Below are 25,940 nucleotides of genomic sequence, written 5' to 3'. Positions count from 1 at the left end.
CCCGTCATGCGACTGCACGTCCCGATCAAGCTCCGCTGGAGCGACCTCGACGCGTACGGCCACGTGAACAACGCCGCGATGCTGCGCCTCCTGGAGGAGGCGCGCATCGAGGCGTTCTGGGCGAGCGACGAGCACGCGGTCGGCGGCTCCACCGCCGTGCTCGACGGACGGCCGGGCGCGGACACGCTCACGCTGATCGCGCGCCAGGAGATCGAGTATGTCGCGCCCATCCCGTACCTGCGCCAGCCGCTCGACGTGCAGCTCTGGCTCGGGAGGCTCGGCGGCGCCAGCCTGGAGGTCAACTACGAGGTCTGGTCGCCGGAGGGCGCGGAACCGCGCACGATGTTCTCCCGCGCCGCCACGACGATCGTGCTGGTCGACGCCGAGAGCCAGCGCCCGCGGCGGATCAACGACCGCGAGCGCGAGGCATGGACGCCCTACCTCGACGACCCGGTGCAGTTCACCAAGCGCTGACCCTGCGCCTCCCCCGTCGGCCGGGCGCTACTGGGTGACGGTGACCTTGTCGCCCGAGACGCTCGCCTTCAGCTTCGTGAGCGGCGTTCTCGCCGGGCCCTGGATGACGTCGCCCGTGGTCGCGTCGAAGCGCGACCCGTGGCACGGGCAGTCGAACTCCTTGCCCTGCGGCGCCACCGTGCAGCCCTGATGGGTGCAGACCGCGCTGAACGCCACCACGGTTCCGGCGGACGGCTGCGCGACGACGATCGGCGTGGAGCCGATCGACGCGGAGACGGCGCCGCCGACCGGGATGGACGAGAGCGAGACGGTGGCCACCCCGCTGTTGCCCGAGCCGTCGCCCGTCGACGCCCCGGAGCCCTGCGGCGTGCAGGCCGCCAGCAGGAGCACCCCCGCACCTGCCGCGGACACGCCGCCGAGCTGGACGAGGGTGCGGCGCGTGAGCGGCGCGGATTCGGTCATCGTGGATCCTCCCGGTCGGCAGAGCTTTCTCCTAGCGTAGGCACGAGAGGGAGCGCGGTCCGGTTCACTCGTGGAGTTCTGAACTTTTCGATCAGGGTTTCCGTGGTTAGGGCAGGAGGTGACCATGCCGGATGAGGACGCGCGCCTGCTGCGGGAGCTGCACGACCAGCACGCGCAGGCGGTATGGCGTTACGTCGTCCACCTCACCGGCGACCGAGCGATGGCCGACGACGTGGTGCAGGAGACGCTGCTGCGCGCCTGGCGCAAGCCGGCCGTGCTGGACCAGAGCCAGCAGTCGGCGCGCGCGTGGTTGTTCACCGTCGCCCGGAACATCGTCATCGACGACAAGCGCAGCGCGCACTCCCAGCACGAGTTCGGCACGGACACCCTCCCGGAGCGGCCGTCGCAGGACGACGGCGCCGACGCCGTTCTCGACGCCTGGCTGGTCTCCGACGCGCTGGCCGAGCTCTCCGACGAGCATCGCGCGGTGATCGTGCACGCGTACTACGGCGGCCGGTCGATCGCGGAGATCTCCCGCGAGCTGGACATCCCGGAGGGGACGGTGAAGTCGCGGCTGCACTACGGACTCCGGGCGATGCGGCTCGCGCTGCAGGAGAGAGGGGTGACCGAGCGATGAACCACGACGAGTTCGCCACCTGGGACGCCGCCTACGTGCTCGGCGCCCTCGCCCCGGCCGAGCGCAAGGAGTACGAGGAGCATCTGCGCGAGTGCGGACGCTGCTCGGCGGCGGTCGCCGAGCTGGCCGGCATGCCGGGGCTGCTCGGCCGGGTGTCCCGCGAGCAGGCGTTCGCCCTGCTCGACGAGGATGCGCCGCACGACGCCGGCCTCGGCGCGGAGGTGCTGCCGTCGCTGCTGGACGCCGCCCGGCGGCGGAGGCGGCGGTCGCGCTGGCTGGTGGGCGGTCTCGCCGCTGCGGCGGCGGCCGTGCTCGTGGGGGCCATCGCGATCGCCGTCCCCGCGCTGGAGCCGGGGACCCCGGCGGGGACCAGCGTGGCGATGGAGCAGGTGGAGCCGAGCGCGCTCTCCGCCGACCTGCACCTGACCGCGGAGCCGTGGGGCACGCGGATCGACTCGCGCTGCGCCTACGCGAAGGTCGGCGGCGACGACGGCGGCCGCACCTGGACCTACGCGATGGTCGTCACCGACAAGTCGGGCCACCAGACCCAGATCTCGACGTGGACGGCCGCGGAGGGCACGGTCGTCGAGCCGGCCGCGACGACGAGCGTCCCGCTCTCCGACATCGCCGCCATCGACATCCGCGCGGCCGACAACGGGACGGTGCTGCTGCGCAGCACGTTCGGCTGAGAGGCGGCGCCGGCCGCCGGGTCAGTCGCGGAGCTTCGCCGCGTCCGGCACCCGGATGGTCGCCTCCTGCGCGACGCTCGCGACCAGGCGGCCGTCGCGGCTGAAGATGCGGCCGAGCGCGAGCCCGCGGCCGCCGCTCGCGCTGGGCGACTCCTGCGTGTGGAGCAGCCACTCGTCGACGCGGGCGGGCCGGTGCCACCACATCGCGTGGTCGAGGCTGGCCGCCTTGAGGCCGGGCGTCGCCCAGGCGACGCCGTGCCGGCGCATGACCGACTCCATGATCGTGTAGTCGCTGGCGTAGGCAAGAGCCGCGCGGTGCAGCGCCGGGTCGTCCGGCAGGTCGCCGATCGAGCGGAACCAGACCGCCTGGTGGGCGACGTGCGCGCCCTCCACCGACAGGTAGATCGGGGACGGCACGTGCCGCATGTCGAACGGGCGCTTGCTCGCCCAGTACTGCGCGACGGGATGCTCAACGTCTTCGAGGGTGTCGGCCGAGTTCGGCAGCGACTCCGGGTCGGGCAGGCCCTCCGGCATGTCCACCTGGTGCTCGAGGCCCTCGTCCTCGTCCTGGAACGAGGCGATCATCGACAGGATCGGGAGGCCGTTCTGGTACGCCTGCGTGCGCCTGGTCGAGAACGACCGGCCGTCGTGGATGCGGTCGACCGAGAAGGTGATCGGATAGTTGACGTCGCCCGGGCGCAGGAAGTAGCCGTGCATCGAGTGGATGCTGCGGTCGTCGGCGACGGTGCGCGTCGCTGCGACGATCGACTGCGCGAGCACCTGGCCGCCGAACACGCGGCCCAGCGGCATCCACTGGGAGGGCCCGGTGAAGATGTCCTCGCTGGTGCGGGCACCGGTGTCGGTGAGGTCGAGCGCGGCGAGCAGCGATTCCAGGGGCTCTGTCACAGTGTCTCCGTCCGGGGTCTCTAGTAGCTTAGAGGTCAGATGAGCCAGTCGTTTTCCCTCCAGGACACCCTCGCCGCCGCCGATCTGCAGACCTACCTGTCTCGGGCCGCCCGCGTCGAGGAAGGGTCGGTGCGCCTGATCGCAGGATCGGGCGTGCTCGCCGTGTACACCGCCATCCTCTATCCGAGGGGCCTGCTCGACCAGACACCGACGGTGCTGGGCCTCCGCACGTTCCTGACGCGGCACGACGTGGAGTTCGACGTCGTCGTCCCGATCCGCTCGCTGCTCGACCGGCTCGCGCGCGTGCGCGAGGCGGCGGAGGCCGCGGCGGCCGCCTCCGAGACCGGAGCGGTCGAGGAGGAGGGCCGCGACGGCGACGAGTCCGGCGCTGTCGACGGCGCTGTGGAGAGCGCGCCGCTGGAGGTGCGGCTGCCGATGGAGGCGCCCTCCGTCACCTGGGCGGGCATCTCCCCGCCCCGCGGCGGCTGGCGCCAGGTCGGGGAGACCAGCGTCGAGCTCCTGCAGGCCACGGCGGCCGCCGGCATCGCCGAGGTCGCGGAGGCCGTCCCGACGGGCACCGGCGAGCAGCTCGTGCAGCGGGTCAGGGCCGAGGTCTGGGGCCGCCCGATCGAGCAGCTCGAGTACGTCCCCGCCGGTGCGGCGTTCGCGGCCGAGAGCCTCGGCTTCCTGGCCGCGGGCGAGCCCGTCGCCATCCTGGAGACCGGGCCGTGGACGCGGCTGACCACCCGCCGCGGGCACACGCTCATCCGCCGGCAGTCCTGGAGCCTGCGCGGCTGACGCGCGGGCTCAGGCGGTCCGCGCGATCGCGCGTCCGGCCTGCCGTCCGGAGAACATGCAGCCGCCGAGGAAGGTGCCCTCCAGCGCCCGGTAGCCGTGCACCCCGCCGCCGCCGAATCCGCTCGCCTCGCCCGCCGCGTACAGCCCGGGCACCGGTGCGCCGTCGGCGCCGAGCACGCGGCCGTCGAGGTCGGTCTCGATCCCGCCGAGACTCTTGCGGGTGAGGATGTGCAGCTTCACGGCGATCATCGGCCCCGCCTTGGGGTCGGTGAGCTTGTGCGGGGCCGCGACCCGGATGAGCTTGTCGCCGCGGTAGGCGCGCGCGCCGCGGACGGCGGCCAGCTGGAGGTCCTTGCCGAACCCGTTGTCGAGCTGCCGGTCGCGCTCCCGCACGTGCCGGGTCACCAGCTCGGTGTCCAGCGGCACCTCCGACAGCCGCTTCATCCCGGCGAGCAGCTGGTCGAGGGTGTCGGCCACGACGAAGTCGGCGCCCTTCTCCTTGAACGCCTCCACCGGCCCCGGCGCGCCCGGCCCGACGCGCTTGGCGAGCAGGCCGACGTCCTTGCCGGTCAGATCGGGGTTCTGCTCGCTGCCGGAGAGCGCGAACTCCTTCTCGATGATCTTCTGGGTGAGGATGAACCAGGAGTAGTCGGAGCCCGTCCGGCGCAGATGCTCCAGCGTCCCGAGCGTGTCGAAGCCCGGGAACAGCGGCGCGGGCAGCCGGTCGCCGTGCGCGTCCAGCCAGAGCGAGGACGGCCCGGGCAGGATGCGGATGCCGTGGCGCTGCCAGATCGGGTCCCAGTTCTGGATGCCCTCGGTGTAGTGCCACATCCGGTCGCCGTTGATCAGGTGCGCGCCCGCCGCCTCGGCGATGCCGAGCATCCGGCCGTCGACGTGCGCGGGCACACCGGAGAGCATGAAGTCCGGGGGAGTGCCGAGCCGTTCCGGCCAGGCCGCGCGGACCAGGTCGTGGTTGCCGCCGATGCCGCCGCTCGCGACGACGACCGCCGGCGCGCGCAGCTCGAAGTCCCCGATCCGCTCCCGGTTGCTGGGCGCTCCGCGCTTCGCGGCGTCCGGCTTCAGGATCTCGCCACGGACGCCGACGACCCGGCCGTCCTCCACGATGAGCTCGTCGACGCGGTGGCGGTGCAGCAGCCGCGCCTTCCCCGTCGCCGTCGCCGCCTGGACCTGGCGCACGAACGGCTCCACGACGCCCGGACCGGTGCCCCAGGTGATGTGGAAGCGCGGCACCGAGTTGCCGTGGCCTCCCGCCGTGCCGTCGCCGCGCTCGGCCCAGCCGACGACCGGGAAGAACCGCACGCCCTTCTCGTGCAGCCAGGCGCGCTTCTCACCCGCGGCGAACTGCAGGTACGCCTCCGCCCAGCGCTTCGGCCAGTGGTCCTCCGCGCGGTCGAAGCCCGCACTGCCGAACCAGTCCTGCCGCGCGAGCGCGAGCGAGTCGGTGACGCCCATCCTGCGCTGCTCCGGCGAGTCGATCAGGAACAGTCCGCCGAACGACCAGAACGCCTGGCCGCCGAGCGAGGCCGCCGGCTCCTGGTCGACGATCGTGACCGTCTTCCCCGCGTCGAGCAGCTCGCACGCGGCGACCAGCCCGGCGAGTCCGGCTCCCACCACGATGCAGTCGGGTTCTGGGGTCATGGGCGTGGCTCCTTCGGCACGACGGGAGGGACGAGGGTCGGGCTACTCCTCGAATGTGTTGACCATAGCGAACGCGGCGCGCTCCAGGTAGTTCCAGAGCGTCTCGTCCTGCAGCGGCGGCAGCCCGAGCTCGTCGACGGCCACGCGCATGTGGGCGAGCCACCGGTCGCGCGCGTCCGGGTTGACCGTGAAGGGGTTGTGCCGCATCCGCAGCCGCGGGTGGCCGCGCTGCTGGCTGTAGGTGGTCGGGCCGCCCCAGTACTGCTCCAGGAACAGCGTCAGGCGCTCCTTGGCCGGGCCGAGGTCCTCCTCCGGGTACATCGGCCGCAGCACCGGGTCGCCGGCGACGCCGCGGTAGAACGCGTCCACGAGGCGCACGAACGTCTCGTGACCGCCGAGCTGCTCGAAGAAGGACGGGCCGGAGGGCGGTCCGACCGGGATGGTGGTCATGTCACTCGGCCCCTTCCGAGCGGGCCGTGCCGTCTGCGGGAGTCTGGCCGTCCGCCGGAGTCTGGCCGGTCGCGGGCGGCTTCGTCGTGCGGGGCTTGGCCGGCGGCTTCGGCGAGGCGGCGTCCGGGAGGTCCGGGCTGGAGGGAGTGGACGGAGTGGTCGGCGTGGCGGGCTTCGCGGCGCTCGTCGGCTTCGCCGTTGCCGCGGGCTTCGCGGCGGGCTTCGCGTCCGGCCGGGTCTCGATCGCGGGCCGGATGCGGATCGCTCCGGGGTCGGGGACCCGGGTGGCCGTCCGCTTCGCCGCGGCGCGGGCCTTGCGTCCGGTGAGCGGACGGTCGGGGACGACCGGCGTCGGCCGGGTGCGCGGCGGCTTGGCGCCGTTGACGCTCCCCGCCCCGTCGAAGCCGGACAGCACCACTGCCGAGAGCGACGGCAGCGTCACGCCGAGCTCGTCGGTCGCCTGCTTGAGGCGCAGGCGCAGCTCGCGGGAGACGTCGTCCTTCGCCGTGGTGCGGGTCTTCAGCACGATGCGGATGACGATGGCGTCGGCCGAGATCGACTCCAGCCCCCACAGCTCCGGCTTGTCGAGGATGCGCGAGCGCCACTTGGGGCTGGTCGCCAGCGCCGTCGCGGCCTCCATCATCTTCGCCTGGACGGCCTCGATGTCGGTGTCGTAGGGCACGGCGAGGTCCACGATCACGCGCGACCAGCCCTGCGACATGTTGCCGACGCGCAGGATCTCGCCGTTGCGGACGAACCAGAGGGTGCCGTTGACGTCGCGCACCTGCGTGATCCGGATGCCGACCGCCTCCACGACACCGGTCGCCGGTCCCAGGTCGACCACGTCGCCGACGCCGAGCTGGTCCTCCATGACCATGAACAGCCCGTTGAGGACGTCCTTGACGATGTTCTGCGCGCCGAAACCGAGGCCGGCGCCGATCGCGGCGGTGAGGAGGGCGAAGGAGGTGAGCGCATCGGGAGCGAAGACCTGGATGACCAGGATGATCGTGATGATGCCGATCGTGACGTTGACGATGTTGCTCAGGACCGAACCGAGGGTCCGCGTCCGCTGGACGACGCGGACCGCTGCGAGCGGCGAGGCGACGAGGGCCTGCGTGTCGGTGACGCTCTGGCCCTTCTTGACCCCGCTCACGATCTGGCGAACGACGCGACGGATGATCACGCGCAGAATCCAGCTCAGCAGGATCGCGCCGAGGACGATGCCTGCGGCGTGCGCGAGGTTCCAGCCGGCGTCCACCATCCACGCGCCGAACGAGGTCCAGAAGTCCGCTCTCAGAATGCTCATCGCACGAAATCCTATCGAGAGCCGCCTTGGCGTCTTCTGGACCTTCCGGCGCGGTTCAGCTCTCCACGAGCCCGTTCTCGTAGGCGAAGATGACCGCGTGCACCCGGTCGCGCAGCTGCAGCTTGGCCAGCACCCGGCCGACGTGCGTCTTGACGGTCGACTCGGTGAGGTAGAACTTCGCGCCGATCTCGCCGTTCGTCAGGCCGTCCGCCATGGCGAGGAGGATCTCGCGCTCGCGCGGGGTCAGGACCGCCGTGGGGTCGGCCGCCTGCTGGGTCGCACCGCTCGCCGGGAGGCGGTCGGCGAACAGCTCGAGCATCGAGCGGGTGATCCGGCCCGTGATCGCCGCGTCTCCGGCCGCGACGGCGCGGATCGCCGCCGTCAGCTCCGCGGGGCGCGCGTCCTTGAGCAGGAAGCCGCTCGCACCCGCGCGGAGGCCGCCGAACGCGTACTCGTCCAGGTCGAACGTCGTCAGGATGATGATGCGCGCCGCCGGGTTGGCCGCGACGATCCTCCGGGTGGCTTCGATGCCGTCGAGGTTCGGCATGCGCACGTCCATCAGGATGACGTCGGGCCGGGTCTCCACCGCGAGCCGCACCGCCTCGACACCGTCGGCCGCCTCGCCGACCACGTGGAGGTCGGGCTCGGCTTCCAGCACCATCCGGAAGCCCAGGCGGACGAGCGCCTGGTCGTCGACGAGCAGCACGCGCAGGCGCTGCTGCGGCAGCCCGGGGTCGGTCATTCGGTCCTCCTGGTCGGTTCGTCCGCCGCGGTCGGTCGGTCCGTCGTCGGTCTGTCCGCTGTGGTCGGTTGATCGGCGGGGCTCTGCACGGTCGCGAACTCGGCGGCGAGCCGCCAGCCGCCGCCGCGGCGCGGCCCCGCCTCCAGCGTGCCACCGTACAGCGCGACGCGCTCGCGCAGGCCGAGCAGCCCGCTGCCCGCGCCCTGCACCGAGCCGGTGTGCACGGTGGCGTCGTCCTCGACCGCGATGCGGATGCTGCGGTCGCCGAACTCGATGGTCACCGCGACCACGGTCGCGAGCGCGGCGTGCCGGAGCGTGTTGGTCAGCGCCTCCTGCACCACCCGGAACACGGTGAGCTGCTGCCCGACGTCCGTCGGCGGCGTGCCGGAGACGGTGATCCGCACCGGCAGCCCGGCCGCCCGGAACCGCTCGATCAGCTCGCCGAGGTCCCCGAGCCCGGGCTGCGGGGCGTGCGCCGCGGCCTCCTCCTCGCCGGAGCGCAGCACGCCCAGCAGGCGGCGCATGTCGCCGAGGGCGCCGCGGCCGGTCTCGGCCACCAGCCGCATCGTCTCGGCCGAACGCTCCGGGTCCGACGCGACCAGCCCCGCCGACCCGTCCGCCAGCGCGATCATCACCGTCAGGCTGTGCGAGACGATGTCGTGCATCTCCCGGGCGACGCGGCTGCGCTCCGCAGCGGTGGCGAGCTCGGCCTGCTGGTCGCGCTCGCGGGCGAGCTGCCTGGCGCGGTCGATGAGCGCGTTCAGGTACCGGCGGCGGTTGCCCACGTTGCTGCCGATGAGGACCGCGACGATGCAGAACGCCAGCGCGGCGAAGCCCGACGGCACGGCCTCGGTCGACAGCGGCGCGAAGGCGGGCACCGCGGCGACGATGGTGGCGATGGCGAGCGTCACGATTGTCGCAACAGCCATGATCCCGTAGCCGATCCACGCCGACCGCGCCGACCGGTAGACGGCCAGGGCGTAGAGCGCGAAGACCGCGGGGACGAAGTCGAGGTTGCGGCCGACGAAGACGCTCACGACGAGCACCACGACCGCGATCGCGAACACGGCCCGCGGGTTCTGCCGCCGCGCGAACAGCGCCGCTCCCGCGATGACCGCGAGCACCACCTGGAGGGCCGTCGCCCAGCTCGTGCTGGTGACCAGGTGGAAGACGCCCTCCGCGAGCGCCGGCACGAGGTAGACGGCCACGACGATCGTGTCCACCACCCGCGGGTGGGCGCCGAAGTAGCGCCGCACCGCCCCGGGCGGCCTCGGAAGCTCGAGGTCGGCCGGGGCGGCGTCGGCTGCGGTCGTCGTGTCGGTCACGCGTCCCGTCGCTGCAGCAGGATCGCTCCCGCGATGAAGGAGACGGCGGTCCAGATCACCACGCTGAGGACGTTCTGCCACGGCTCGAGCGAGCCGTTCGTCAGGCCGGCCATCCCATCCCCGTTGTTGCTGATCAGGTAGTGCGACCAATCCGCGAGCCACGTCGCCTTCGGCAGGAGGCCGACGGCGATGCTCACCAGGATCGGGAGCAGGAACAGGACCCCGACAACGGCGGAGATGCCACCGGCGCTCGCCTTGATGATGGTGCCGATGCCGAGCGCGAAGACCGCGACCAGCCCCAGGTAGAGCGCGGCGCCGAGGATGGCCCAGACCGTGTTCTGATCGAACTCGCGGTGGTAGCCCTTGCCGCTCATGACGCTGATGGCGATGCCCCACGACGCGGCGAGGCTCACCAGGCCCACGACGAACGACACGACGAACAGCATGATCGCCTTGGCCGCCAGCACCGGGAAGCGGTGCGGGACGGCGGCGAACGAGGAGCGGATCATCCCGGTCGAGAACTCGCCGCTGATCACGAGCACCCCGAGGACGGCGACGACGAGCTGCGCGAAGCGGAGCCCGAAGGTGGCGGCCGTCGCCACGATGTTGTTGAGGTCGAGCGTCGCGCCGCGCGGCCCGGACTCGCTGACCAGGGTGGAGGCCGACGGGATCGAGAAGCTCAGCAGGGCGGCGAAGCCGACGACCAGCACGATCACGCTGACCAGCGTCCAGAACGTCGAGCGGAGCGAGCGCAGCTTGATCCACTCCGAGCGCAGCACGCGGACGAAGCTGAGCCGGCCGACCTCGGAGTGGGCGTGCGCGGTGGCGGGTGCGGTTGCGGTGCTCATCGGGTGACCTCCGAGTGGTATTCGACCTCGTCCTGCGTGAGTTCGAGGTAGGCCTCCTCCAGGGAGGCGCTGAGCGGGGTGAGCTCGTGCAGGGCGATGCCCGCAGCGGCCGCTGCGTCGCCGATCTGCGCGGCGCTGAGGCCGGTGACCTCGATGAGCTGGGCCTCCACGCCGGTGATGGTGACGTCGCCGCCTTGGATGGCGTTCGCGAGCCGCTCCACCTCGGGCGTGCGTACGCGGACGGCGCTGCGCGTCGCGCCGGCGAGGATCTGGTCCACGGGGGCGTCGGCGAGGATGCGGCCGCGGCCGAGGACGATGATGTGGTCGGCGGTCTGCGACATCTCGCTCATCAGGTGCGAGGAGAGGAAGACCGTGCGGCCCTGGCCGGCGAGGTGCCGGGCGAACTGGCGCACCCAGAGGACGCCCTCCGGGTCGAGGCCGTTGACCGGCTCGTCCAGGATGAGGGTCTGCGGGTCGCCGAGCATGGCGGCGGCGATCCCCAGCCGCTGGCCCATGCCGAGCGAGAAGCCGCCGACCCGCTTGCTCGCGACGGACTCCAGGCCGGTGAGGCCGATGACCTCGTGCACGCGGCGCTTGGAGATGCCGTGCGTTGCGGCCATCGCCAGCAGGTGGTTGTACGCGGTGCGGCCGGTGTGGACGGCCTTCGCGTCGAGCAGCGCGCCGACCTCGCCGAGCGGCGAGCGCAGTTCGGCGTAGCGCTTGCCGTTGATGGTCGCGGTGCCGCCGGTGGGCCGGTCCAGCCCCATGATCATGCGCATGGTCGTGGACTTGCCCGCGCCGTTCGGCCCCAGGAAGCCGGTGACCTTGCCCGGCTGGATGGTCGCCGTGATGTCGTCGACAGCGGTCTTGCTGCCGAACCTCTTGGTGAGGTGTTCGAGTTGGATCATGGCTCCGAGAGTAGGGCCGCGGCCGCCGCCGCGTCATCGAACCTGAGTACCACCTGCGTGTCGCACGGGTCGGGCGGAGGCATGAAGGAGGCCCCGGCTCGATCGAACCGGGGCCTCCATCAGGCGGTCGAGCTATTACGCCTGCGCGTCGCGCTCCTGGGCGGCGAGCGCCCGCTCGACGCCCGCCAGGTTCTCCACCACGAGCCGGCGCAGCGCGGCCGGCTCCGGGTTCGCGTCGAGCCACGCGCGCGTCGCGTCGCGCAGCTCGGCGTTCGCGAGCGGCGCCGGGTACATGCCGGCGACGAGGTACTCCGCGATCTTGTACGTGCGCGACGCCCAGACGTCCTGCAGCGCCGCGAAGTACGGAGCGACGAACTCCTTCAGCACGTCCTTGTCGGCCGCGCGCTGGAAGCCCAGCCCGGTGAACCGGACGATGGTGTTCGGCAGCGCGTCCGAGCCGAACACCGAGTCCCAGGCCGCCTGCTTGCCGGCGAGGGTCGGGATGGCGGCGCGGGCCTGCGCGGCGAACTGCGCGCCGTTGGCGGTGTTGTCCGCCGCGAGTGCGGCATCCACCTCGGCGTTGCCCGCGGCGCCGCCGGCGACGAGCGCGATGAGCAGCTCCCAGCCGAGGTCGGTGTCCACGGTGAGCCCCGGCAGCGTCAGCGTGCCGTCGCGCAGGGCGGCTACGTTCGCGAGCTGCTCCGGGGTGGAGGCCAGCGCGGCGAAGAACTTGACGAACTGGAACTGGGCGTCGCTGCCGGCCTCGGCCTGCTGCGCGAGCTCCCAGAGGGCGGTCGCCGCCTCCTCGCTCGTCTGCTTCTGACGCTCTGGCGCGACGTAGCTGCCGGCCGCAAGCACGAGCTGGTTGAGCGTGGTGCGCAGCGTCGTGGACTCGGTCTCGGACGCGATGTTGCCGAGCACGAGGCGCACGTAGTCGCTCGCCGGGGTCTCGGCGTCGCGGGTGGCGTCCCAGACCGCGCCCCAGACCAGCGAGCGCGCGAGCGGGCTCTCGATCGAGGACAGGTGCTCGAGCGCGACGCGGTGCGAGTCCTCGTCGAGGCGGATCTTCGCGTAGGCGAGGTCGTCGTCGTTGAGCAGGATGAGCGCCGGGCGCTTCTGCCCGACGAGCTCGGCGACCTCGGTCCGCTCGCCGTCGACATCGAGCTCCACGCGCGAGGTGCGGACCAGACGGCCCTCCACCAGGTCGTAGAAGCCGACCGCGAGGCGGTGCGGGCGGATCGTCGAGTAGTCCGCGGCCGCGGTCTGGAGGATCGCGAAGGCCGTGATCGTGCCGTCCGCGTCGACCGTCAGCTCGGGACGGAGGGTGTTGACGCCCGCCGTCTCCAGCCACTTCTTCGACCACTCGGTGAGGTCGCGGCCGCTGGTGGCCTCCAGCTCGACCAGAAGGTCGGTCAGCTCGGTGTTGCCGTGCTGGTGCTTCTTGAAGTACTGCGCCACACCGGCGAGGAAGTCGTCCTGGCCGACCCAGGCGACGAGCTGCTTGAGCACCGAGGCGCCCTTGGCGTAGGTGATGCCGTCGAAGTTGACCTGGACGTCCTCCAGGTCGTTGATCGTGGCGACGATCGGGTGGGTGGAGGGCAGCTGGTCCTGGCGGTACGCCCAGCTCTTCTCCATCGCGGCGAAGGTGGTCCACGCCTCGGTCCACTCGGTGGCCTCGGCCGTGGCGAGGGTGGAGGCGTACTCGGCGAACGACTCGTTCAGCCAGAGGTCGTTCCACCACTTCATGGTGACCAGGTCGCCGAACCACATGTGCGCGAGCTCGTGCAGGATCGTCACGACCCGGCGCTCCTTGATCGCGTCGGTGACCTTGGAGCGGAAGACGTAGGTCTCGGTGAAGGTCACCGCTCCGGCGTTCTCCATCGCGCCCGCGTTGAACTCGGGCACGAACAGCTGGTCGTACTTCTCGAACGGGTACGCGTAGTCGAACTTCTCCTCGTAGAACGCGAAGCCCTCCCGGGTCTTCTCGAAGATGTAGTCGGCGTCGAGGTACTCGGCGAGGCTCTTGCGCGCGTACACGCCGAGCGGGATGGTGCGGCCGTCGCGGCTGGTCAGCTCGCTGTGCACCGACTCGTACGGACCCGCGATGAGCGCGGTGATGTAGGAGGAGATCACCGGGGTGGGAGCGAAGGACCAGGTCTTGGCGCCCTCTCCGGCGTCGACGGGCTCCGGGGTGGGGGAGTTGCTCACGACCGCCCAGTGCGCGGGAGCGGTGACGGTGAAGGTGAACTCGGCCTTGAGGTCGGGCTGCTCGAACACCGCGAACATGCGGCGGGAGTCCGGCACCTCGAACTGCGAGTAGAGGTACACCTCGCCGTCGACCGGGTCGACGAAGCGGTGCAGGCCCTCACCGGTGTTGGTGTAGATGGCGTCGGCGTCGACGGTCAGCGTGTTCTCCGCCTGCAGGCCGTCGAGCTGGATGCGCACGCCGTCCGCGACCGCCGCCGGGTCCAACTCGACGCCGTTCAGCACGACCGAGTGGACGGTGCGCGTGATCGCGTCGATGAACGTCGAGGCGCCCTCCGTCGCGGAGAAGCGCACGGTCGTCGTGCTGCGGAAGGTCTCCGGCCCGGTCGTCAGGTCGAGGGCGACGTCGTAGCTGTGGGTGCGGACGAGCGACGCGCGCTCCTGGGCTTCGATGCGGGTGAGGTTTTCTCCGGGCAACGCTGACTCCTTGAAAAGCGGGATCGGGGGTGTGGATCGTGACCACCGGATCCACCTTACTGACGCGGCGACGGCGGCGTCGGCGGCCTTCCCTAGACTGTTCGCATGCGCATCCACATCGCCACCGATCACGCCGGTCTCGAGTTCAGCACGCACCTGCAGGCGCACCTCGCCGAGGCCGGCCACGAGGTCGTCGACCACGGTCCGACCGCATACGACCCGATCGACGACTACCCGGCGTTCTGCATCAACGCGGCCAAGGCGGTCGTGCGCGACCAGCAGGCCGGCGTCGAGGCGCTGGGCGTGGTGTTCGGCGGCTCGGGCAACGGCGAGCAGATCGCGGCCAACAAGGTGCTGGGCGTCCGCGCGGCGCTGGTCTGGAACGAGAGCACCGCGGAGCTCGCCCGCCAGCACAACGACGCCAACGTGATCTCGATCGGCGCCCGCCAGCACACCGTCGAGGAGGCCACCCGCTTCATCGACCTCTTCATCGCCACGCCGTTCTCGCTGGAGGAGCGCCACGTGCGCCGCATCGCCCAGCTCGCGGAGTACGAGGCCACCGGCGACATCGCGGGCAAGAACGTGGACCGCTGATGCCCGAGGGCCACTCCGTACACCGGATCGCGAAGCAGTTCGCGGTCAACTTCGTCGGGCACCGCGTCGCGGTGTCGTCCCCGCAGGGCCGCTTCGCCGAGGACGCGAAGCGGATCGACGGGCACACCATGATCGCCGCGAAAGCGGTCGGCAAGCAGATGTTCCTGGAGTTCGACAACGAGCTCTGGCTCCGCATCCACCTCGGCATCTACGGCGCCTGGGACTTCGCGGGCGACATCAGCATCGACCCGACCATCGCCAGCGCGAACGGGCGGATGGGCCAGACCAACCAGCAGGGCACCGTTCTGGATGAGGCCGGTGAGAACTCCCTCCACTCCATCGGCGCTCCGCGCCGCACCCGGCTGCGCATGTCGGAGTCCGAGAAGGTGGAGGCCGACATCGACGTCTTCCCGCCGGAGCCGATCGGCCAGGTGCGCGTGCGGCTGCTGACGGACACCGCCGTCGCCGACCTCCGCGGCCCGACCGCGTGCGAGGTCCTCGACCCCGCCGAGGTGGACGCCGTGATCGCCAAGCTCGGTCCCGACCCGCAGGTGGACGACGGCCCGGAGGCCGAGGAGGCGTTCGTCGCGAAGGTCCGCAAGAAGCCGACCGCCATCGCCCTGCTGCTGATGGACCAGAGCGTCGTCAGCGGCATCGGCAACGTCTACCGCGCCGAGCTGCTGTTCCGCGCCCGGCAGAACCCGCACACGCCGGGCAAGCTCGTGGCGGAGGACACCGTCCGGGAGCTGTGGCGCGACTGGGTGCACCTGCTGAAGATCGGCGTCGAGACCGGCCAGATGATGACGATGGACGACCTCGACGAGGAGTCGTACCGCAAGGCGATGGCCAAGCGCGAGGACCGGCACTGGGTCTACAAGCGCGAGGGCCTGCCGTGCCGGGTGTGCGGGACGCACATCGTCATGGAGGAGCTGGGCGGCCGCAAGCTGTACTGGTGCCCGAAGGACCAGGCCTGACGGCCGGACGAGACACGAGGAGCCGCGCGTGCGCCAGAATCCCAGCTTCACCCTGACCGACCGGGCCGAGATCGAGCGGATCATCCGCGAGAACCCGTGGGGGACGTTCGTGAGCAACGCCTCCACCGGGCTGGTCGCCTCGCACTACCCGGTCATCCTCGACGACACCCGCGAGGAGCTGACGATCGTGAGCCACGTCGGCCGACCCGACGAGCAGCTGCACGAGCTGGGCGAGCACGAGCTGCTGGTATCCTGCAGGGCCCGCACGGCTACATCTCGTCGTCCTGGTACGACGCCGACCCGGCCGTGCCGACCTGGAACTTCGTCGCCGTGCACCTCTCCGGAGTGCCGGAGCTGCTGAGCCCGGAGGAGAACCTCCAGGTGCTCGAGAAGCTGGTCGACCACTTCGAGCGCGAGCTGCCGGAGCCCCGGCAGATGCGCGGGACGCTGGAGGACGAGCGCTACGCCGAGCGCATCTCCTCCGGAACGGTCGGTGTGCGGCTGACCCCGACGAAGATCGTGGCCAAGCAGAAGATGAGCCAGAACCGGCCCGACCACATCGTCGACTCGATCATGTCCGAGCTCGGCGGCGACTCGCCGTACGCCAGCCCGGCGCTGCTGCGCGAGATGCAGCTGGTGCACGACCGGCGCCGCGCCGCGCGATGACGCTCGTCCTCGCGGGGGCGCGGCTGCCCGGGTCGCCCGCGGTGGTGGACGTGACCGTCCGCGGCGGGCTGATCGCGGGGATCGCGCCGAGCGGCCGCCCGTTCCCTCCGGACGCAGAGCGCATCGACCTCGACGGTCGCTGGCTCCTCCCCGGGCTCTGGGATCAGCACGTGCACTTCACGCAGTGGGCGCAGACCGCGCGCCGGCTGGACGTCTCGCATGCCGCCTCGGCCGCGGAGGCCGCCGCCCTGGTGCGTTCGCGCGCGGAGGCGGACCCGGGCACGGACGTGCTGGTCGGCTTCGGCTTCCACGACGCGCTCTGGCGCGCTCACCCGACCCGCGAGCTGCTCGACGTGGCGGCGGGGGACCGGCCGGTGGTCCTGATCGCGGGCGACCTGCACTGCTCGTGGCTGAACACCGCCGCCTTCGAGCGCTTCGCGCCCGGGGCCGAGGGCGCACTGCTGCGCGAGGACGAGAGCTTCGCGCTGACGAGCCGGCTCACCCCTTCCGACGCGGCGACGCTCGACAGGTGGGCGGCCGAGGCCGCCGAGGGTGCGGCCGAGCGCGGCGTGGTCGGGATCGTGGACCTGGAGTACGGCTGGAACCTGGACGTCTGGACCCGGCGGATGGCGTCCGGCGCGCGTTCGCTCCGCGTCGAGTTCGGCGTGTACCGCGACCGGATCGCCGACGCGGTCGCCCTCGGCCTCCGCACGGGCGGCGCCGTGGACGGCACGGACGGCCTCCTCACGATGGGCCCGTTCAAGGTCATCTCCGACGGCTCGCTCAACACGCGCACGGCGCTCTGCCGTCACCCGTACCCGGACGGCGGCCACGGCGTCGCCAACCTGACGCCGGCCGAACTGCTGGCCGACCTCCGGTTCGCCGTGGACAACGGGATCGAGCCGGCCGTGCACGCGATCGGCGACGAGGCCAACCGGCTCGCGCTGGACGCGTTCGAAGCGGTCGGCGCGGGAGGCCGCATCGAGCACGCGCAGCTCATCGATCCCGCCGACATCCCGCGCTTCGCCGCGCTCGGCGTCGTCGCCAGCGTCCAGCCCGAGCACGCCATGGACGACCGCGACGTCGCCGACCGGCTCTGGGCCGGCCGGACCGGGGACGCATTCCCGCTCGCGTCCCTGCTGGCCGCCGGCGCCCGGCTCGCCTTCGGCTCCGACGCTCCGGTCGCCCCGCTCGACCCGTGGGCGGCGATCGCGTCCGCGCTCGGGCGCACCCGCGACGGCCGGGAGCCGTGGCATCCCGAGCAGCGCATCCCGGTGGAGGCCGCGCTGACGGCGTCGACGCGCTCGCGGGTCGCCGTCGGCGAGCCCGCCGACCTCGCGGTCCTGGAGGCCGATCCCCTGGCGGCGTCGCCGGACGAGTTGCGCGGCATGCGCGTCGCCGCGACCCTGCTCCAGGGGCGGCTCACCCACAACGCGCTGAGCTGATCCGCCGGGCCGTGGAACGCCGGAGGCCGCCCACCTCCCGGTGGACGGCCTCCTGACGGGCGCGCTCTACTCGCTGATGTGCGCGAAGAGGAACCAGCGGTCCTTGTCCAAGCCGCGGGCGATCTCGATCGCGACGTCCTGGCTGGTCTGGTCGAGCTCGTCCAGCTCCGCGACGGCGGTGTTGACGCTGGCGAGGGCGGCGTCGATCTGGGCGATCACCTCGGCGATGGTCTCGTTCGAGGGGCGGAAGCCGGCCGTCAGCTCGCCCGTGGTGGTCTTGGCCGCCACGGTGCCGAGGCGCGCGTCGACGGGGAGGCCGAGCGCGACGATCCGCTCGGCGGCGAGGTCCGCCCAGCCCTGGGCGTGGGGGACGATGGTGTCGAGCAGCTCGTGGACGCCGATGAAGTTGGCGCCGCGCACATGCCAGTGCGCCTGCTTGCCGTTGACGACGAGTGCGGTGAGGTCGATGACCACGGGGGTCAGGAACTGGGCGACCCCGGCGGCGACGTCCGGGTTGGAGACGCTCTGGGTCGCGGCGATGTCCGTCATGGTGATGATCCCTTCTTCTGGCTGTGCACAACGCTACTCAGCGGGGAGAATTCCGCAACGAAGCGCAGGCTGCCCTCACGAGGAGAATTGTGCCGGCCGCAGCGTCGGCGGGTTAACCCCCGTACCGTTCGGGAGGCTCGCGGGATGGGCGCGGCGCCCGCCCTCCGGGAGGCTGGAGCCATGAACGAACAGAGCACCGTCCCTCTCGCAGAGGGCGCCGTCACCGGCCCGGCCGGCACGTCTGCCAGGCTGGACGCCGTGAGCGCATCCACCGTCCCTTCCCGCGCCGCCGAGCCCACCGGCTACGGTTCGCTGTGGCGCGGGGTCCCGCGCGAGCTGGGCTTCCTGCTGCTCACCATGCCGATCGCGATCGTCGGGCTGTCGGTGCTGGCGTCGCTGTTCTGGACCGGCCTCGGCACCATCGTCATCTACGTCGGCTTCTTCATCGTCGTCGCCACCTTCTACACGGCCCGCGCCTTCGGCATCGTGGAGCTGACCCGGCTGGACTGGGCCGGCCGGCCCGCCATCCCGCGCCCGGTCTGGGAGCCGGCGGACCAGCCGCGCACCTTCTGGAGGATCCTGTTCGGGCCGTGGGCGAACGGTCACTACTGGCTGTACCTGCTGCACGGCATGATCGTGAACCCGATCGTCAGCATCGTCAGCTGGAGCATCACGATCACCTGGACCGCGACGGCGCTCGGCGGCCTGACCGGCTGGCTCTGGCTCGGGTTCATCCCGACCGGGAACCGCGACTTCTTCCTGTCCCGGGTGGTCGTGGACTCCATCTTCGGCATCCACTCGACCTTCGACCCGGTGGCGGGCGACCGCATCCTGTACCTGATCGCCGGGATCCTCTTCGCCGTGACGCTGCCGTTCGTGACGCGCGGGCTGACCCTGCTGCACCACGCCGTCGCCCGCGGCCTGCTCGGCGCGTGGCCGTCGGAGGCGCTGCAGCGCGAGGTCGCGGACCTGTCCGCCCAGCGCGGCGCCGCCGTCGCCGCGGAGGACCAGTCGCTGCGCCGGCTGGAGCGCGACCTGCACGACGGCCCGCAGCAGCGGCTGATCCGGTTGCAGATGGACATCGCCGCCGCCGAGCGCAAACTCACCGACGACCCGGAGGCCGCGGCATCCCTGCTGGCCGAGGCCCGGAAGCAGGCCGGCGACACGCTGGAGGAGCTGCGCGCCCTGTCCCGCGGCTTCGCCCCGCCCATCCTGCAGGACCGCGGCCTGGGCGCGGCGGTCGACTCGCTCGCCGCGCGCAGCACGGTGCCTGTGACGGTGGAGTCGTCGCTGCAGCCGGGGGAGCGGTTCAGCCCGGAGGTGGAGCGGAACGCCTACTACGTGCTGGCGGAGCTGTCCGCGAACCTCGCCAAGCACTCCGGCGCGACCGCCGGCCGCCTGGTCCTGGATCGAACGGTCGACAGCGCGGGTCGCCCGTGGCTGTCGGTGTGGCTGAACGACAATGGCCGCGGCGGCGCGACGATGGTGCCGGGCCACGGGCTGAGCGGCCTGGCCGAGCGGGTGCACGGCCTGCGCGGCGAGCTGGTGCTGGACAGCCCGGTCGGCGGGCCGAGCGTGCTGGGGGCCCGGCTGCCGCTGGCGTAGCGGCGGGGGCGCGGTGCCTGCCGGGCTTCGGCCCCTAGGGTGGAGGGGTGCCTGCTGCTGCGCCCCTCCGCCTCGTCGTCGCCGACGACTCCGTCCTGCTCCGCGAAGGCCTGGTGCGCCTCTTCGACGAGGCCGGCTTCGAGACCGTCGGCGCGTTCGGCGACGCGGAGTCGCTGCTCGAGGCCCTCCCCGACCTGGCGCCGGATGTGGCGGTCCTGGACGTCCGGATGCCGCCCACCTTCCGCGACGAGGGCGTCCGCGCGGCCCTCGCCCTCCGGTCGGCGTTCCCGACGATCGGCGTGCTGCTGCTCAGCCAGTACGTGGAGGGCACCTACGCCCAGGAGCTGCTGGCGAGTGGCCGCGGCGGCACCGGCTACCTGCTGAAGGACCGCATCGCCTCCCTGGAGGAGCTGCGCGACGCCGTCACCCGCATCGCCGCCGGCGGCACGGTGCTCGACCCGGAGGTGGTGCGCGAACTGCTGGTGCGCCGAACCGACCCGCTGGCCGCGTTGACCCCGCGCGAGCGCGACGTCCTGACGCTGATGGCGGAGGGCCGCACGAACGCCGCGATCGGCGCACGCCTCGTCATCGGGGTCGGCGCGGTGGAGAAGAACGTGACATCGATCTTCCAGAAGCTGGGGCTGGAGGACTCGGGGGACGACCACCGGCGGGTGCTGGCGGTGCTGGCGTACTTGCAGCGGTGAGGGCGCGGGTCACTTGTACCAGACGGCGACGCCGCCGTGGTGGGAGCAGGTGCCCTGGTGATGGGCCGAATAGGACAGCGTGCCGTCGTTGCACTTCGCTGTCGGTCCGCCCGCCGGCACCGGCTGCTCGGAGCCGGAGCCGGAGCCGGAGCCGGAGCCGGAACCTGAGCCGGACCCGCTGTCGACTGGTGGAGCGGGCGGAGGGGGCGGGCTGAGGATCAGCTGGACCGTCGACCCGGCGCGCACGGAGGCTCCTGCGGCCGGGCTCTGCCCGACCACGGACCAGCCCTGCTCGCTCGGCAGGACATTTCCCGAGGCATCCGCGAAGGACACGAGCAGCCCCTGCTGGGTGAGCTCGGCGATCGCCTGGTCGGAGGTCTCTCCGACGTGGTCGGTCGCCACGACAGGCGGGCTGAGGACGAGGTGGACGATCGATCCGGGCGCCAGGGAGACTCCGGCGGGCGGCTGGACGTCGACGACGGACCAGCCCTGCTCGCTCGGAAGGACGTGACCCGTCGCATCCACGAAGGCGACCAGCAGCCCCTGGCGAGTGAGTTCGGCGCTCGCCTGCTCGGAGCTCTCTCCGACATGCGCGGCGACGACTACGGGCGGCGCGGTCGTGGGAGACGGCGTCGCGTCGGCGGACGCGGGCGCAGCCGCGCTCGAGCTGACCGGGGTGCTGCCCGCTCCCGGCGGACCATCCGCCGAGCACGCGCTCAAACCCCCGACCGCCACGAGGAGCGCTACGGCTCCCGTCGTCAGCCCACTCCACAGCTGTTTCGCGTGCGTCATCGCAAGCACCCCCTCGACGCCTGCAGGCTAGAACCCGCGAACATGAGAATGCTTCACCCAATACGGGGGACATGAGCGGAGGGGTTCGAAAAAACGGAGGGGATGACGGGAATCGAACCCGCGTAATCAGTTTGGAAGACTGAGGCTCTACCATTGAGCTACATCCCCGAAGGCCGTCCTCTGCGGACGGCCGACGACCATCGTAGTACACGCGGGGGATGCCCGCGTGCAGTAGACTTGCGCACGGTCTTTCGCACCGCTTGAAGCCGGGGCGTAGCTCAGCTTGGCTAGAGCGCCCGCTTTGGGAGCGGGAGGTCGCAGGTTCGAATCCTGTCGCCCCGACGAGGACCTCGTTCCTTGCGAGTAGACCATCGTTCGAACATCAGGAGAACCCAGACATCGTGAAGACCACGGTCGAGAAGCTCAGCCCCACGCGCACCAAGCTCATCATCTCGGTGACGCCGGAGGAACTGAAGCCGTCCATCAAGCACGCCTACGAGCACATCGCGGAGCAGGTGAGCATCCCCGGTTTCCGCAAGGGCAAGGTGCCGCCGCCCATCATCGACCAGCGGGTCGGCAAGGCCGCCGTCCTGGAGCACGCGGTCAACGAGGGGCTCGACTCCTTCTACCGCCAGGCGGTCGAGGAGAACGACGTGCGTCCGCTCGGCCGTCCGGAGGCGGACATCACCGAGTGGCCCAGCGAGAGCGACTTCTCGGGTGACCTTCTGCTCACCATCGAGGTCGACACCCGTCCCGAGGTCACCCTGCCCGACTTCAGCGACATCACCCTCACCGTCGACGCCGCCGAGGTGTCCGTCGACGACGTCGAGGAGGAGCTGGACCGCCTGCGCAGCCGCTTCGGCACGCTCGTGACCGTCGACCGCCCGGCCAAGTCCGGCGACTTCGCGCAGATCGACCTGGTCGCCGTCATCGGCGGCGAGGAGGTCGACACCGCCGCGAACATCTCCTACGAGATCGGGTCCGGCGAGCTCATCGACGGCATCGACGAGGCGCTCGACACCCTCACCGCCGGCGAGACCACCACCTTCGAGGCTCCGCTCATGGGCGGCGACCACGAGGGCGAGAACGCGCAGATCACCGTCACTCTGAACGCCGTCAAGGAGCGCGAGCTCCCGGAGGCCGACGACGACTTCGCGCAGATCGCCAGCGAGTTCGACACCATCGGCGAGCTCCGCACGAGCCTGCGCAGCCAGGTCGAGCGGGCCAAGGCGTTCGGTCAGGGCACCGCGGCGCGCGACCAGCTGGTCGACAAGCTGCTCGAGCTGGTCGAAATCCCCGTCCCGGCCGCGCTGGTCGAGGACGAGGTGCACCGCCACCTCGAGCAGGAGAACCGCCTCGAGGACGACGTGCACCGCGCCGAGGTCACCGAGTCCAGCGAGAAGACCTTCCGCACGCAGATCCTCCTCGACGAGGTCGCGCAGGCGGAGAACGTCAAGGTCAGCCAGGACGAGCTCACCCAGTACCTCGTGCAGGGCGCCGCCCAGTACGGCATGGACCCGAACGAGTTCGTCAAGATCCTCAGCGAGAACGGCCAGATCCCGTCGATGGTCGGCGAGGTCGCCCGCAACAAGGCGCTCGCGATCATCCTCGGCAAGACCGAGGTCGTCGACACCAACGGCAAGAAGGTCGACCTCACCGAGTTCGTCGCCCTCCCGGAGGACGCCGCCGACGAGGACGCCGAGACCGCCGCCGACGAGGCCGCCGAGGCCCCGGCCGAGGAGCCGGCCGCCGAGGAGAAGCCGAAGAAGCGCGCCGCCAAGAAGAAGGCCGCCGACGCCGAGTAGTCCTCGCCGAGTAGTCCTCACCGACACTCACACCGAAGAGCCGGGCACCGCGAGGTGCCCGGCTCTTCGCCGTTCCGCGACCCGTCGCCCGGCTACCCGCGCGCCTCGGCCGCCGCCATCACGCGCCCGGTCGTGGTGACGAGCAGCCTCCGGCTGAGCAGCCGTGACAGCGCCGCGCTCACCCGGTTGCCTGTTCCCGAGATGACGCTCGGCGGGGCGTTGCGCCGGTCGAGGGTCGTGAGGGCGAGGTCCACGACCTGCTGCGCCGTCTGGAAGCGGCCGACGCGAGCGTTCTCGGAGCCGACCACGTCGAAGAACTCGGTGCGCGTGGCTCCGGGGGACAGGGCGAGCACGCGGAGCCCGCTCGCACGCGTCTCGTGCCAGAGCGCCTCCGTGAAGCTGAGCACGAAGGCCTTCGTCGCGCTGTAGACCGCCATCGACGGCACCGGCTGGTAGGCGGCCGTGCTGGCGACGTTGACGAGGGCGCCGTCGCCGTGGCGGACCAGGTCCGGGATGTAGGCGCGGGAGAGCGCGACGAGCGTCGCGACGTTGAGGGCGACCTCGCTCCGGATGCGGTCGGGGTCGGACTCCTCGAAGAGCCCGTGGGTCGCGAACCCGGCGTTGTTGACGAGCGTGTGGACGTCGAGGCCGAGCCGATCGGTCTCCGCGCGGAGGGCGGCCGCGGCGTCGGGCGCGGCGAGGCCGAGCGGGATCGTGCTGACGGCGACCCCGTGCTCGGCGCGCAGCCGGGCGGCCAGCGCGTCCAGCCGGTCCGCGCGCCGCGCGACCAGGGCGAGGTCGGCTCCGCGGGCGGCGAGCCGGCGGGCGAACTCCTCGCCGAGGCCGGAGCTCGCGCCGGTGATCAGGGCGACTCCACGGCGGTAGTCGACAGGGGACATGATTCCTCCAAGAGTGCGCCGGACGGCGCGTGAGAAAGTGGATGAACGGGTGTTCACTGATGTAGCTTTACACCTGTACACCGATTTGTCCAGTTCGTTCGAGCGTGTTCGTCTGAGAGGGAGGCGCCGTGACCAAGCGAGAGGCGAACGCGCGCGGAGACGGCGATCGGCTGCGGGAGCAGCTCGTCGCCGCGGCCAGTGAGCTGCTCCTGGCGCCCCAGCCGCTCGCAGCGCCGTCGCTGCGAGCGGTGGCCCGGGCGTGCTCGGTGTCGCCTGCGGCGGTCTACTTGCACTTCGCCTCGCAGCAGGATTTGATCCGTGCGGTCGTCGCGGCGCAGCTGGATGCGCTCCGGGCCGACCTTCCCCGGCTCGACGACCCGGCCCTCCCGCTGCGAGAGCGCCTGGAGGAGTACGCGGTGCGCTACGCCGAATGGGGCGTCGCCCATCCCGGCGCCTACCAGCTGATCTTCGAGAGCGCGGACCGCCTGGGCCTCGACGACCACGACGACCGGCCCGGCTGGGACATGATCGACGCCGTCGCCGCAGCTCTCGACGGCGACCCGAATGCAGGCGCCCCCGCGGCCCTCCAGGCCACCCGGCTGTGGGTGGCCCTGCACGGCCTGACCTCGCTGCGCATCCACAAGCCCGGGTCGATCTGGACGACCGGCCTGGCCGAGGATGCCCGGGCGATCGTCGCCCTCCATCTCGCAGCGGCGGGCGTCGAGCGGGCGTAGCCGCGTCCAGCGCGTCGCGGCACGATAGGGAACGGCGGGTCGCGCCTGTCTGCGGACGGGGCGAGGGAGGAGGAACGATGGACGACTGGCGGCAGCGGGTGGACGCGGTGTGGGCCACAGCGGACGACCTGGGGGAGCAGGGCACGGTGGACGCGATCGACGCGCTCGTCGCCGAGCGGCCGGCCGGCGACCCGGTCGCGCTGTTCGAGGCAGCCGGCGCGCGGGACTTCGCCGGACGCGAGGCCGAGGCGGAGCCGCTCTACCGGGCGGCGCTCGCGAACGGGCTCACCGAGCCGGAGCGCGGGCAGGCGATCGTCCAGCTGGCCAGCACGCTGCGCAACCTCGGCCGGCCCGGCGAGGCGCTGGCGTTGCTGCGCGACCTGCTGGAGGTGGAGCCGGAGCATCCGCTCGCCGGCGCCGCCCACGCCTTCGCGGCGCTGGCCCTGTTCGACGACGGCCTCCCGGCCGACGCGCTGCGGGAGGCGCTGCGCGCGCTCGTCCCGCACCTGCCGCGGTACGGCCGCGCCGTGGAGGCGTACGCCGCCGCGCTCGACGACGACTGACGCCCCGTCCCGCACCCCCGCGACACCCGCTCTGCCCAGGGCGAACAGCGCGGCAATGCGTTCCCCGCTCCGATAGATTCGATGCCAAGCGACAAAGGAAATGGAGCGAACATGGCCGACATGGGTATCCAGCCCAGTGTTTTCGACAGACTGCTGAAGGACCGCATCATCTGGCTCGGTTCCGAGGTGCGCGACGAGAACGCCAACGAGATCGCCGCGAAGCTGCTGCTCCTGGCCGCAGAGGACCCCAAGCGCGACATCTACCTCTACATCAACTCGCCCGGCGGCTCGATCACCGCGGGCATGGCGATCTACGACACCATGCAGTTCGTGCCGAACGACATCGTCACCGTCGGCATCGGCATGGCCGCCTCGATGGGTCAGCTCCTCCTGACGGCCGGCACCAAGGGCAAGCGGTACATCACCCCGAACGCCCGCGTGCTGCTGCACCAGCCGCACGGCGGCTTCGGCGGCACCGCCAGCGACATCCAGACCCAGGCCCAGCTCATCCTCGACATGAAGAAGCGCCTGGCCGAGATCACCGCGGCGGCGACCGGCAAGTCGACGGAGCAGATCAACGCCGACGGCGACCGCGACCGCTGGTTCACCGCCCAGGAGGCCCTGGACTACGGCTTCGTCGACCACATCCGGGAGTCCGCGCTGGACGTCTCCGGCGGCGGCGGCACCGACCAGGACTCCAAGTAGCAGACCGCCGGAAGGACTA

The 25,940-nt window shown here is 71.8% G+C and carries 26 protein-coding genes, 2 tRNA genes and 1 pseudogene; 15 read left to right on the top strand and 14 right to left on the bottom strand.

Annotation, left to right across the window (positions count from 1 at the left end):
* Positions 1-6: 6 nt before the first annotated feature.
* Complete coding sequence (locus HNR13_RS12735) at positions 7-474, top strand: acyl-CoA thioesterase (protein ID WP_179606278.1); 468 nt, start codon at positions 7-9, stop codon at positions 472-474.
* A gap of 27 nt (positions 475-501) precedes the next feature.
* On the opposite strand, the gene HNR13_RS12730 is transcribed toward HNR13_RS12735, so the two are convergent.
* Complete coding sequence (locus tag HNR13_RS12730) at positions 502-936, bottom strand: QcrA and Rieske domain-containing protein (protein WP_179606276.1); 435 nt, start codon at positions 934-936, stop codon at positions 502-504.
* A 124-nt stretch (positions 937-1,060) separates the two neighbouring features.
* Here HNR13_RS12730 and HNR13_RS12725 point away from each other — a divergent pair, with 124 nt between their 5' ends.
* Entirely contained in the window at positions 1,061-1,573 is a 513-nt protein-coding gene (locus HNR13_RS12725) for a sigma-70 family RNA polymerase sigma factor (RefSeq protein WP_179606274.1), read from the top strand.
* A complete protein-coding gene (locus tag HNR13_RS12720; protein ID WP_179606273.1) occupies positions 1,570-2,262 on the top strand; it encodes an anti-sigma factor family protein in 693 nt (230 codons plus the stop codon). Before HNR13_RS12725 ends, HNR13_RS12720 begins: the two co-directional genes overlap by 4 nt.
* A 21-nt stretch (positions 2,263-2,283) precedes the next feature.
* Here HNR13_RS12720 and HNR13_RS12715 read toward each other — a convergent pair whose 3' ends face one another.
* Positions 2,284-3,168: an acyl-CoA thioesterase domain-containing protein gene (locus HNR13_RS12715; protein WP_179606271.1), complete on the bottom strand. Its 885-nt coding sequence runs from the start codon at positions 3,166-3,168 to the stop codon at positions 2,284-2,286.
* A gap of 39 nt (positions 3,169-3,207) precedes the next feature.
* Between HNR13_RS12715 and HNR13_RS12710 the strand changes: the two genes are divergently transcribed.
* Entirely contained in the window at positions 3,208-3,966 is a 759-nt protein-coding gene (locus HNR13_RS12710; RefSeq protein WP_179606269.1) for a DUF8185 domain-containing protein, read from the top strand.
* A 9-nt stretch (positions 3,967-3,975) separates the two neighbouring features.
* On the opposite strand, the gene HNR13_RS12705 is transcribed toward HNR13_RS12710, so the two are convergent.
* The 8 genes from HNR13_RS12705 to pepN form a co-directional block, all read right to left on the bottom strand.
* Positions 3,976-5,625: an FAD-binding dehydrogenase gene (locus tag HNR13_RS12705; protein ID WP_179606267.1), complete on the bottom strand. Its 1,650-nt coding sequence runs from the start codon at positions 5,623-5,625 to the stop codon at positions 3,976-3,978.
* Positions 5,626-5,667: 42 nt separating this feature from the next.
* Positions 5,668-6,075: a globin gene (locus HNR13_RS12700; RefSeq protein WP_179606265.1), complete on the bottom strand. Its 408-nt coding sequence runs from the start codon at positions 6,073-6,075 to the stop codon at positions 5,668-5,670.
* Position 6,076: 1 nt separating this feature from the next.
* Positions 6,077-7,381 (bottom strand): mechanosensitive ion channel family protein, encoded by a 1,305-nt coding sequence (locus HNR13_RS12695; RefSeq protein WP_179606263.1) that lies wholly within the window; start codon positions 7,379-7,381, stop codon positions 6,077-6,079.
* A 55-nt stretch (positions 7,382-7,436) separates the two neighbouring features.
* Positions 7,437-8,123, bottom strand: a complete 687-nt coding sequence (locus HNR13_RS12690) for a response regulator (protein ID WP_179606261.1) — start codon at positions 8,121-8,123, stop codon at positions 7,437-7,439.
* Positions 8,120-9,448, bottom strand: a complete 1,329-nt coding sequence (locus HNR13_RS12685) for a histidine kinase (RefSeq protein WP_179606259.1) — start codon at positions 9,446-9,448, stop codon at positions 8,120-8,122. Before HNR13_RS12685 ends, HNR13_RS12690 begins: the two co-directional genes overlap by 4 nt.
* Positions 9,445-10,296, bottom strand: coding sequence for an ABC transporter permease subunit (locus tag HNR13_RS12680; protein ID WP_179606257.1), 852 nt, complete (start codon positions 10,294-10,296; stop codon positions 9,445-9,447). The genes HNR13_RS12685 and HNR13_RS12680 overlap by 4 nt, the downstream gene beginning before the upstream one ends.
* A complete protein-coding gene (locus tag HNR13_RS12675) occupies positions 10,293-11,204 on the bottom strand; it encodes an ATP-binding cassette domain-containing protein (protein ID WP_179606255.1) in 912 nt (303 codons plus the stop codon). Before HNR13_RS12675 ends, HNR13_RS12680 begins: the two co-directional genes overlap by 4 nt.
* A 135-nt stretch (positions 11,205-11,339) precedes the next feature.
* Positions 11,340-13,886, bottom strand: coding sequence for an aminopeptidase N (pepN, locus tag HNR13_RS12670; RefSeq protein ID WP_179606253.1), 2,547 nt, complete (start codon positions 13,884-13,886; stop codon positions 11,340-11,342).
* A 105-nt stretch (positions 13,887-13,991) separates the two neighbouring features.
* On the opposite strand from pepN, the gene HNR13_RS12665 reads away from it, so the two are divergent.
* From HNR13_RS12665 to HNR13_RS12650, 4 genes and pseudogenes are all read left to right on the top strand, one after another.
* Positions 13,992-14,480 (top strand): ribose-5-phosphate isomerase, encoded by a 489-nt coding sequence (locus tag HNR13_RS12665; RefSeq protein ID WP_179606251.1) that lies wholly within the window; start codon positions 13,992-13,994, stop codon positions 14,478-14,480.
* A complete protein-coding gene (locus HNR13_RS12660; protein WP_179606249.1) occupies positions 14,480-15,454 on the top strand; it encodes an Fpg/Nei family DNA glycosylase in 975 nt (324 codons plus the stop codon). The genes HNR13_RS12665 and HNR13_RS12660 overlap by 1 nt, the downstream gene beginning before the upstream one ends.
* Before the next feature lie 28 nt (positions 15,455-15,482).
* Positions 15,483-16,120, top strand: a pseudogene (locus tag HNR13_RS12655) (FMN-binding negative transcriptional regulator).
* The gene (locus tag HNR13_RS12650) at positions 16,117-17,565 is read left to right on the top strand and encodes an amidohydrolase (protein ID WP_179606247.1); all 1,449 of its coding nucleotides are present in this window, start codon (positions 16,117-16,119) and stop codon (positions 17,563-17,565) included. Before HNR13_RS12655 ends, HNR13_RS12650 begins: the two are co-directional and overlap by 4 nt.
* Positions 17,566-17,631: 66 nt before the next feature.
* Here the strand turns inward: HNR13_RS12650 and HNR13_RS12645 are convergent, their stop codons facing one another.
* Positions 17,632-18,114 carry a Dps family protein gene (locus tag HNR13_RS12645; protein WP_179606245.1) on the bottom strand — a complete coding sequence of 161 codons (483 nt, stop codon included), beginning with the start codon at positions 18,112-18,114 and terminating at the stop codon, positions 17,632-17,634.
* 180 nt (positions 18,115-18,294) lie between these two features.
* On the opposite strand from HNR13_RS12645, the gene HNR13_RS12640 reads away from it, so the two are divergent.
* Positions 18,295-19,719 carry a sensor histidine kinase gene (locus HNR13_RS12640; protein WP_179606243.1) on the top strand — a complete coding sequence of 475 codons (1,425 nt, stop codon included), beginning with the start codon at positions 18,295-18,297 and terminating at the stop codon, positions 19,717-19,719.
* A gap of 47 nt (positions 19,720-19,766) precedes the next feature.
* Positions 19,767-20,423: a response regulator gene (locus HNR13_RS12635; protein ID WP_179606241.1), complete on the top strand. Its 657-nt coding sequence runs from the start codon at positions 19,767-19,769 to the stop codon at positions 20,421-20,423.
* Positions 20,424-20,432: 9 nt separating this feature from the next.
* On the opposite strand, the gene HNR13_RS12630 is transcribed toward HNR13_RS12635, so the two are convergent.
* Entirely contained in the window at positions 20,433-21,215 is a 783-nt protein-coding gene (locus HNR13_RS12630) for a PASTA domain-containing protein (protein WP_179606239.1), read from the bottom strand.
* Positions 21,216-21,312: 97 nt separating this feature from the next.
* Positions 21,313-21,383: transfer RNA gene (locus HNR13_RS12625), tRNA-Gly, on the bottom strand.
* A gap of 99 nt (positions 21,384-21,482) precedes the next feature.
* Between HNR13_RS12625 and HNR13_RS12620 the strand changes: the two genes are divergently transcribed.
* A tRNA-Pro gene (locus HNR13_RS12620) sits at positions 21,483-21,557 on the top strand.
* A gap of 59 nt (positions 21,558-21,616) precedes the next feature.
* Positions 21,617-23,020 carry a trigger factor gene (gene tig / locus HNR13_RS12615; RefSeq protein WP_179606237.1) on the top strand — a complete coding sequence of 468 codons (1,404 nt, stop codon included), beginning with the start codon at positions 21,617-21,619 and terminating at the stop codon, positions 23,018-23,020.
* 92 nt (positions 23,021-23,112) lie between these two features.
* On the opposite strand, the gene HNR13_RS12610 is transcribed toward tig, so the two are convergent.
* Positions 23,113-23,919, bottom strand: a complete 807-nt coding sequence (locus HNR13_RS12610) for an SDR family NAD(P)-dependent oxidoreductase (protein WP_179606235.1) — start codon at positions 23,917-23,919, stop codon at positions 23,113-23,115.
* Between the two features lie 128 nt (positions 23,920-24,047).
* Here HNR13_RS12610 and HNR13_RS12605 point away from each other — a divergent pair, with 128 nt between their 5' ends.
* The 3 genes from HNR13_RS12605 (at position 24,048) to HNR13_RS12595 (ending at position 25,921) form a co-directional block, all read left to right on the top strand.
* On the top strand, positions 24,048-24,653 hold the full coding sequence (locus HNR13_RS12605; protein WP_179606233.1) for a WHG domain-containing protein: 606 nt from the start codon (positions 24,048-24,050) through the stop codon (positions 24,651-24,653).
* Between the two features lie 77 nt (positions 24,654-24,730).
* Positions 24,731-25,216 carry a tetratricopeptide repeat protein gene (locus tag HNR13_RS12600; protein ID WP_179606231.1) on the top strand — a complete coding sequence of 162 codons (486 nt, stop codon included), beginning with the start codon at positions 24,731-24,733 and terminating at the stop codon, positions 25,214-25,216.
* Positions 25,217-25,327: 111 nt separating this feature from the next.
* Positions 25,328-25,921 carry an ATP-dependent Clp protease proteolytic subunit gene (locus tag HNR13_RS12595; protein WP_179606229.1) on the top strand — a complete coding sequence of 198 codons (594 nt, stop codon included), beginning with the start codon at positions 25,328-25,330 and terminating at the stop codon, positions 25,919-25,921.
* Positions 25,922-25,940 lie beyond the last annotated feature (19 nt).

The sequence above is a fragment of the Leifsonia shinshuensis genome (assembly GCF_013410375.1).
Classification (GTDB): Bacteria; Actinomycetota; Actinomycetes; order Actinomycetales; family Microbacteriaceae; genus Leifsonia; species Leifsonia shinshuensis.
This window is presented reverse-complemented; position numbering and strand designations above follow the sequence as displayed.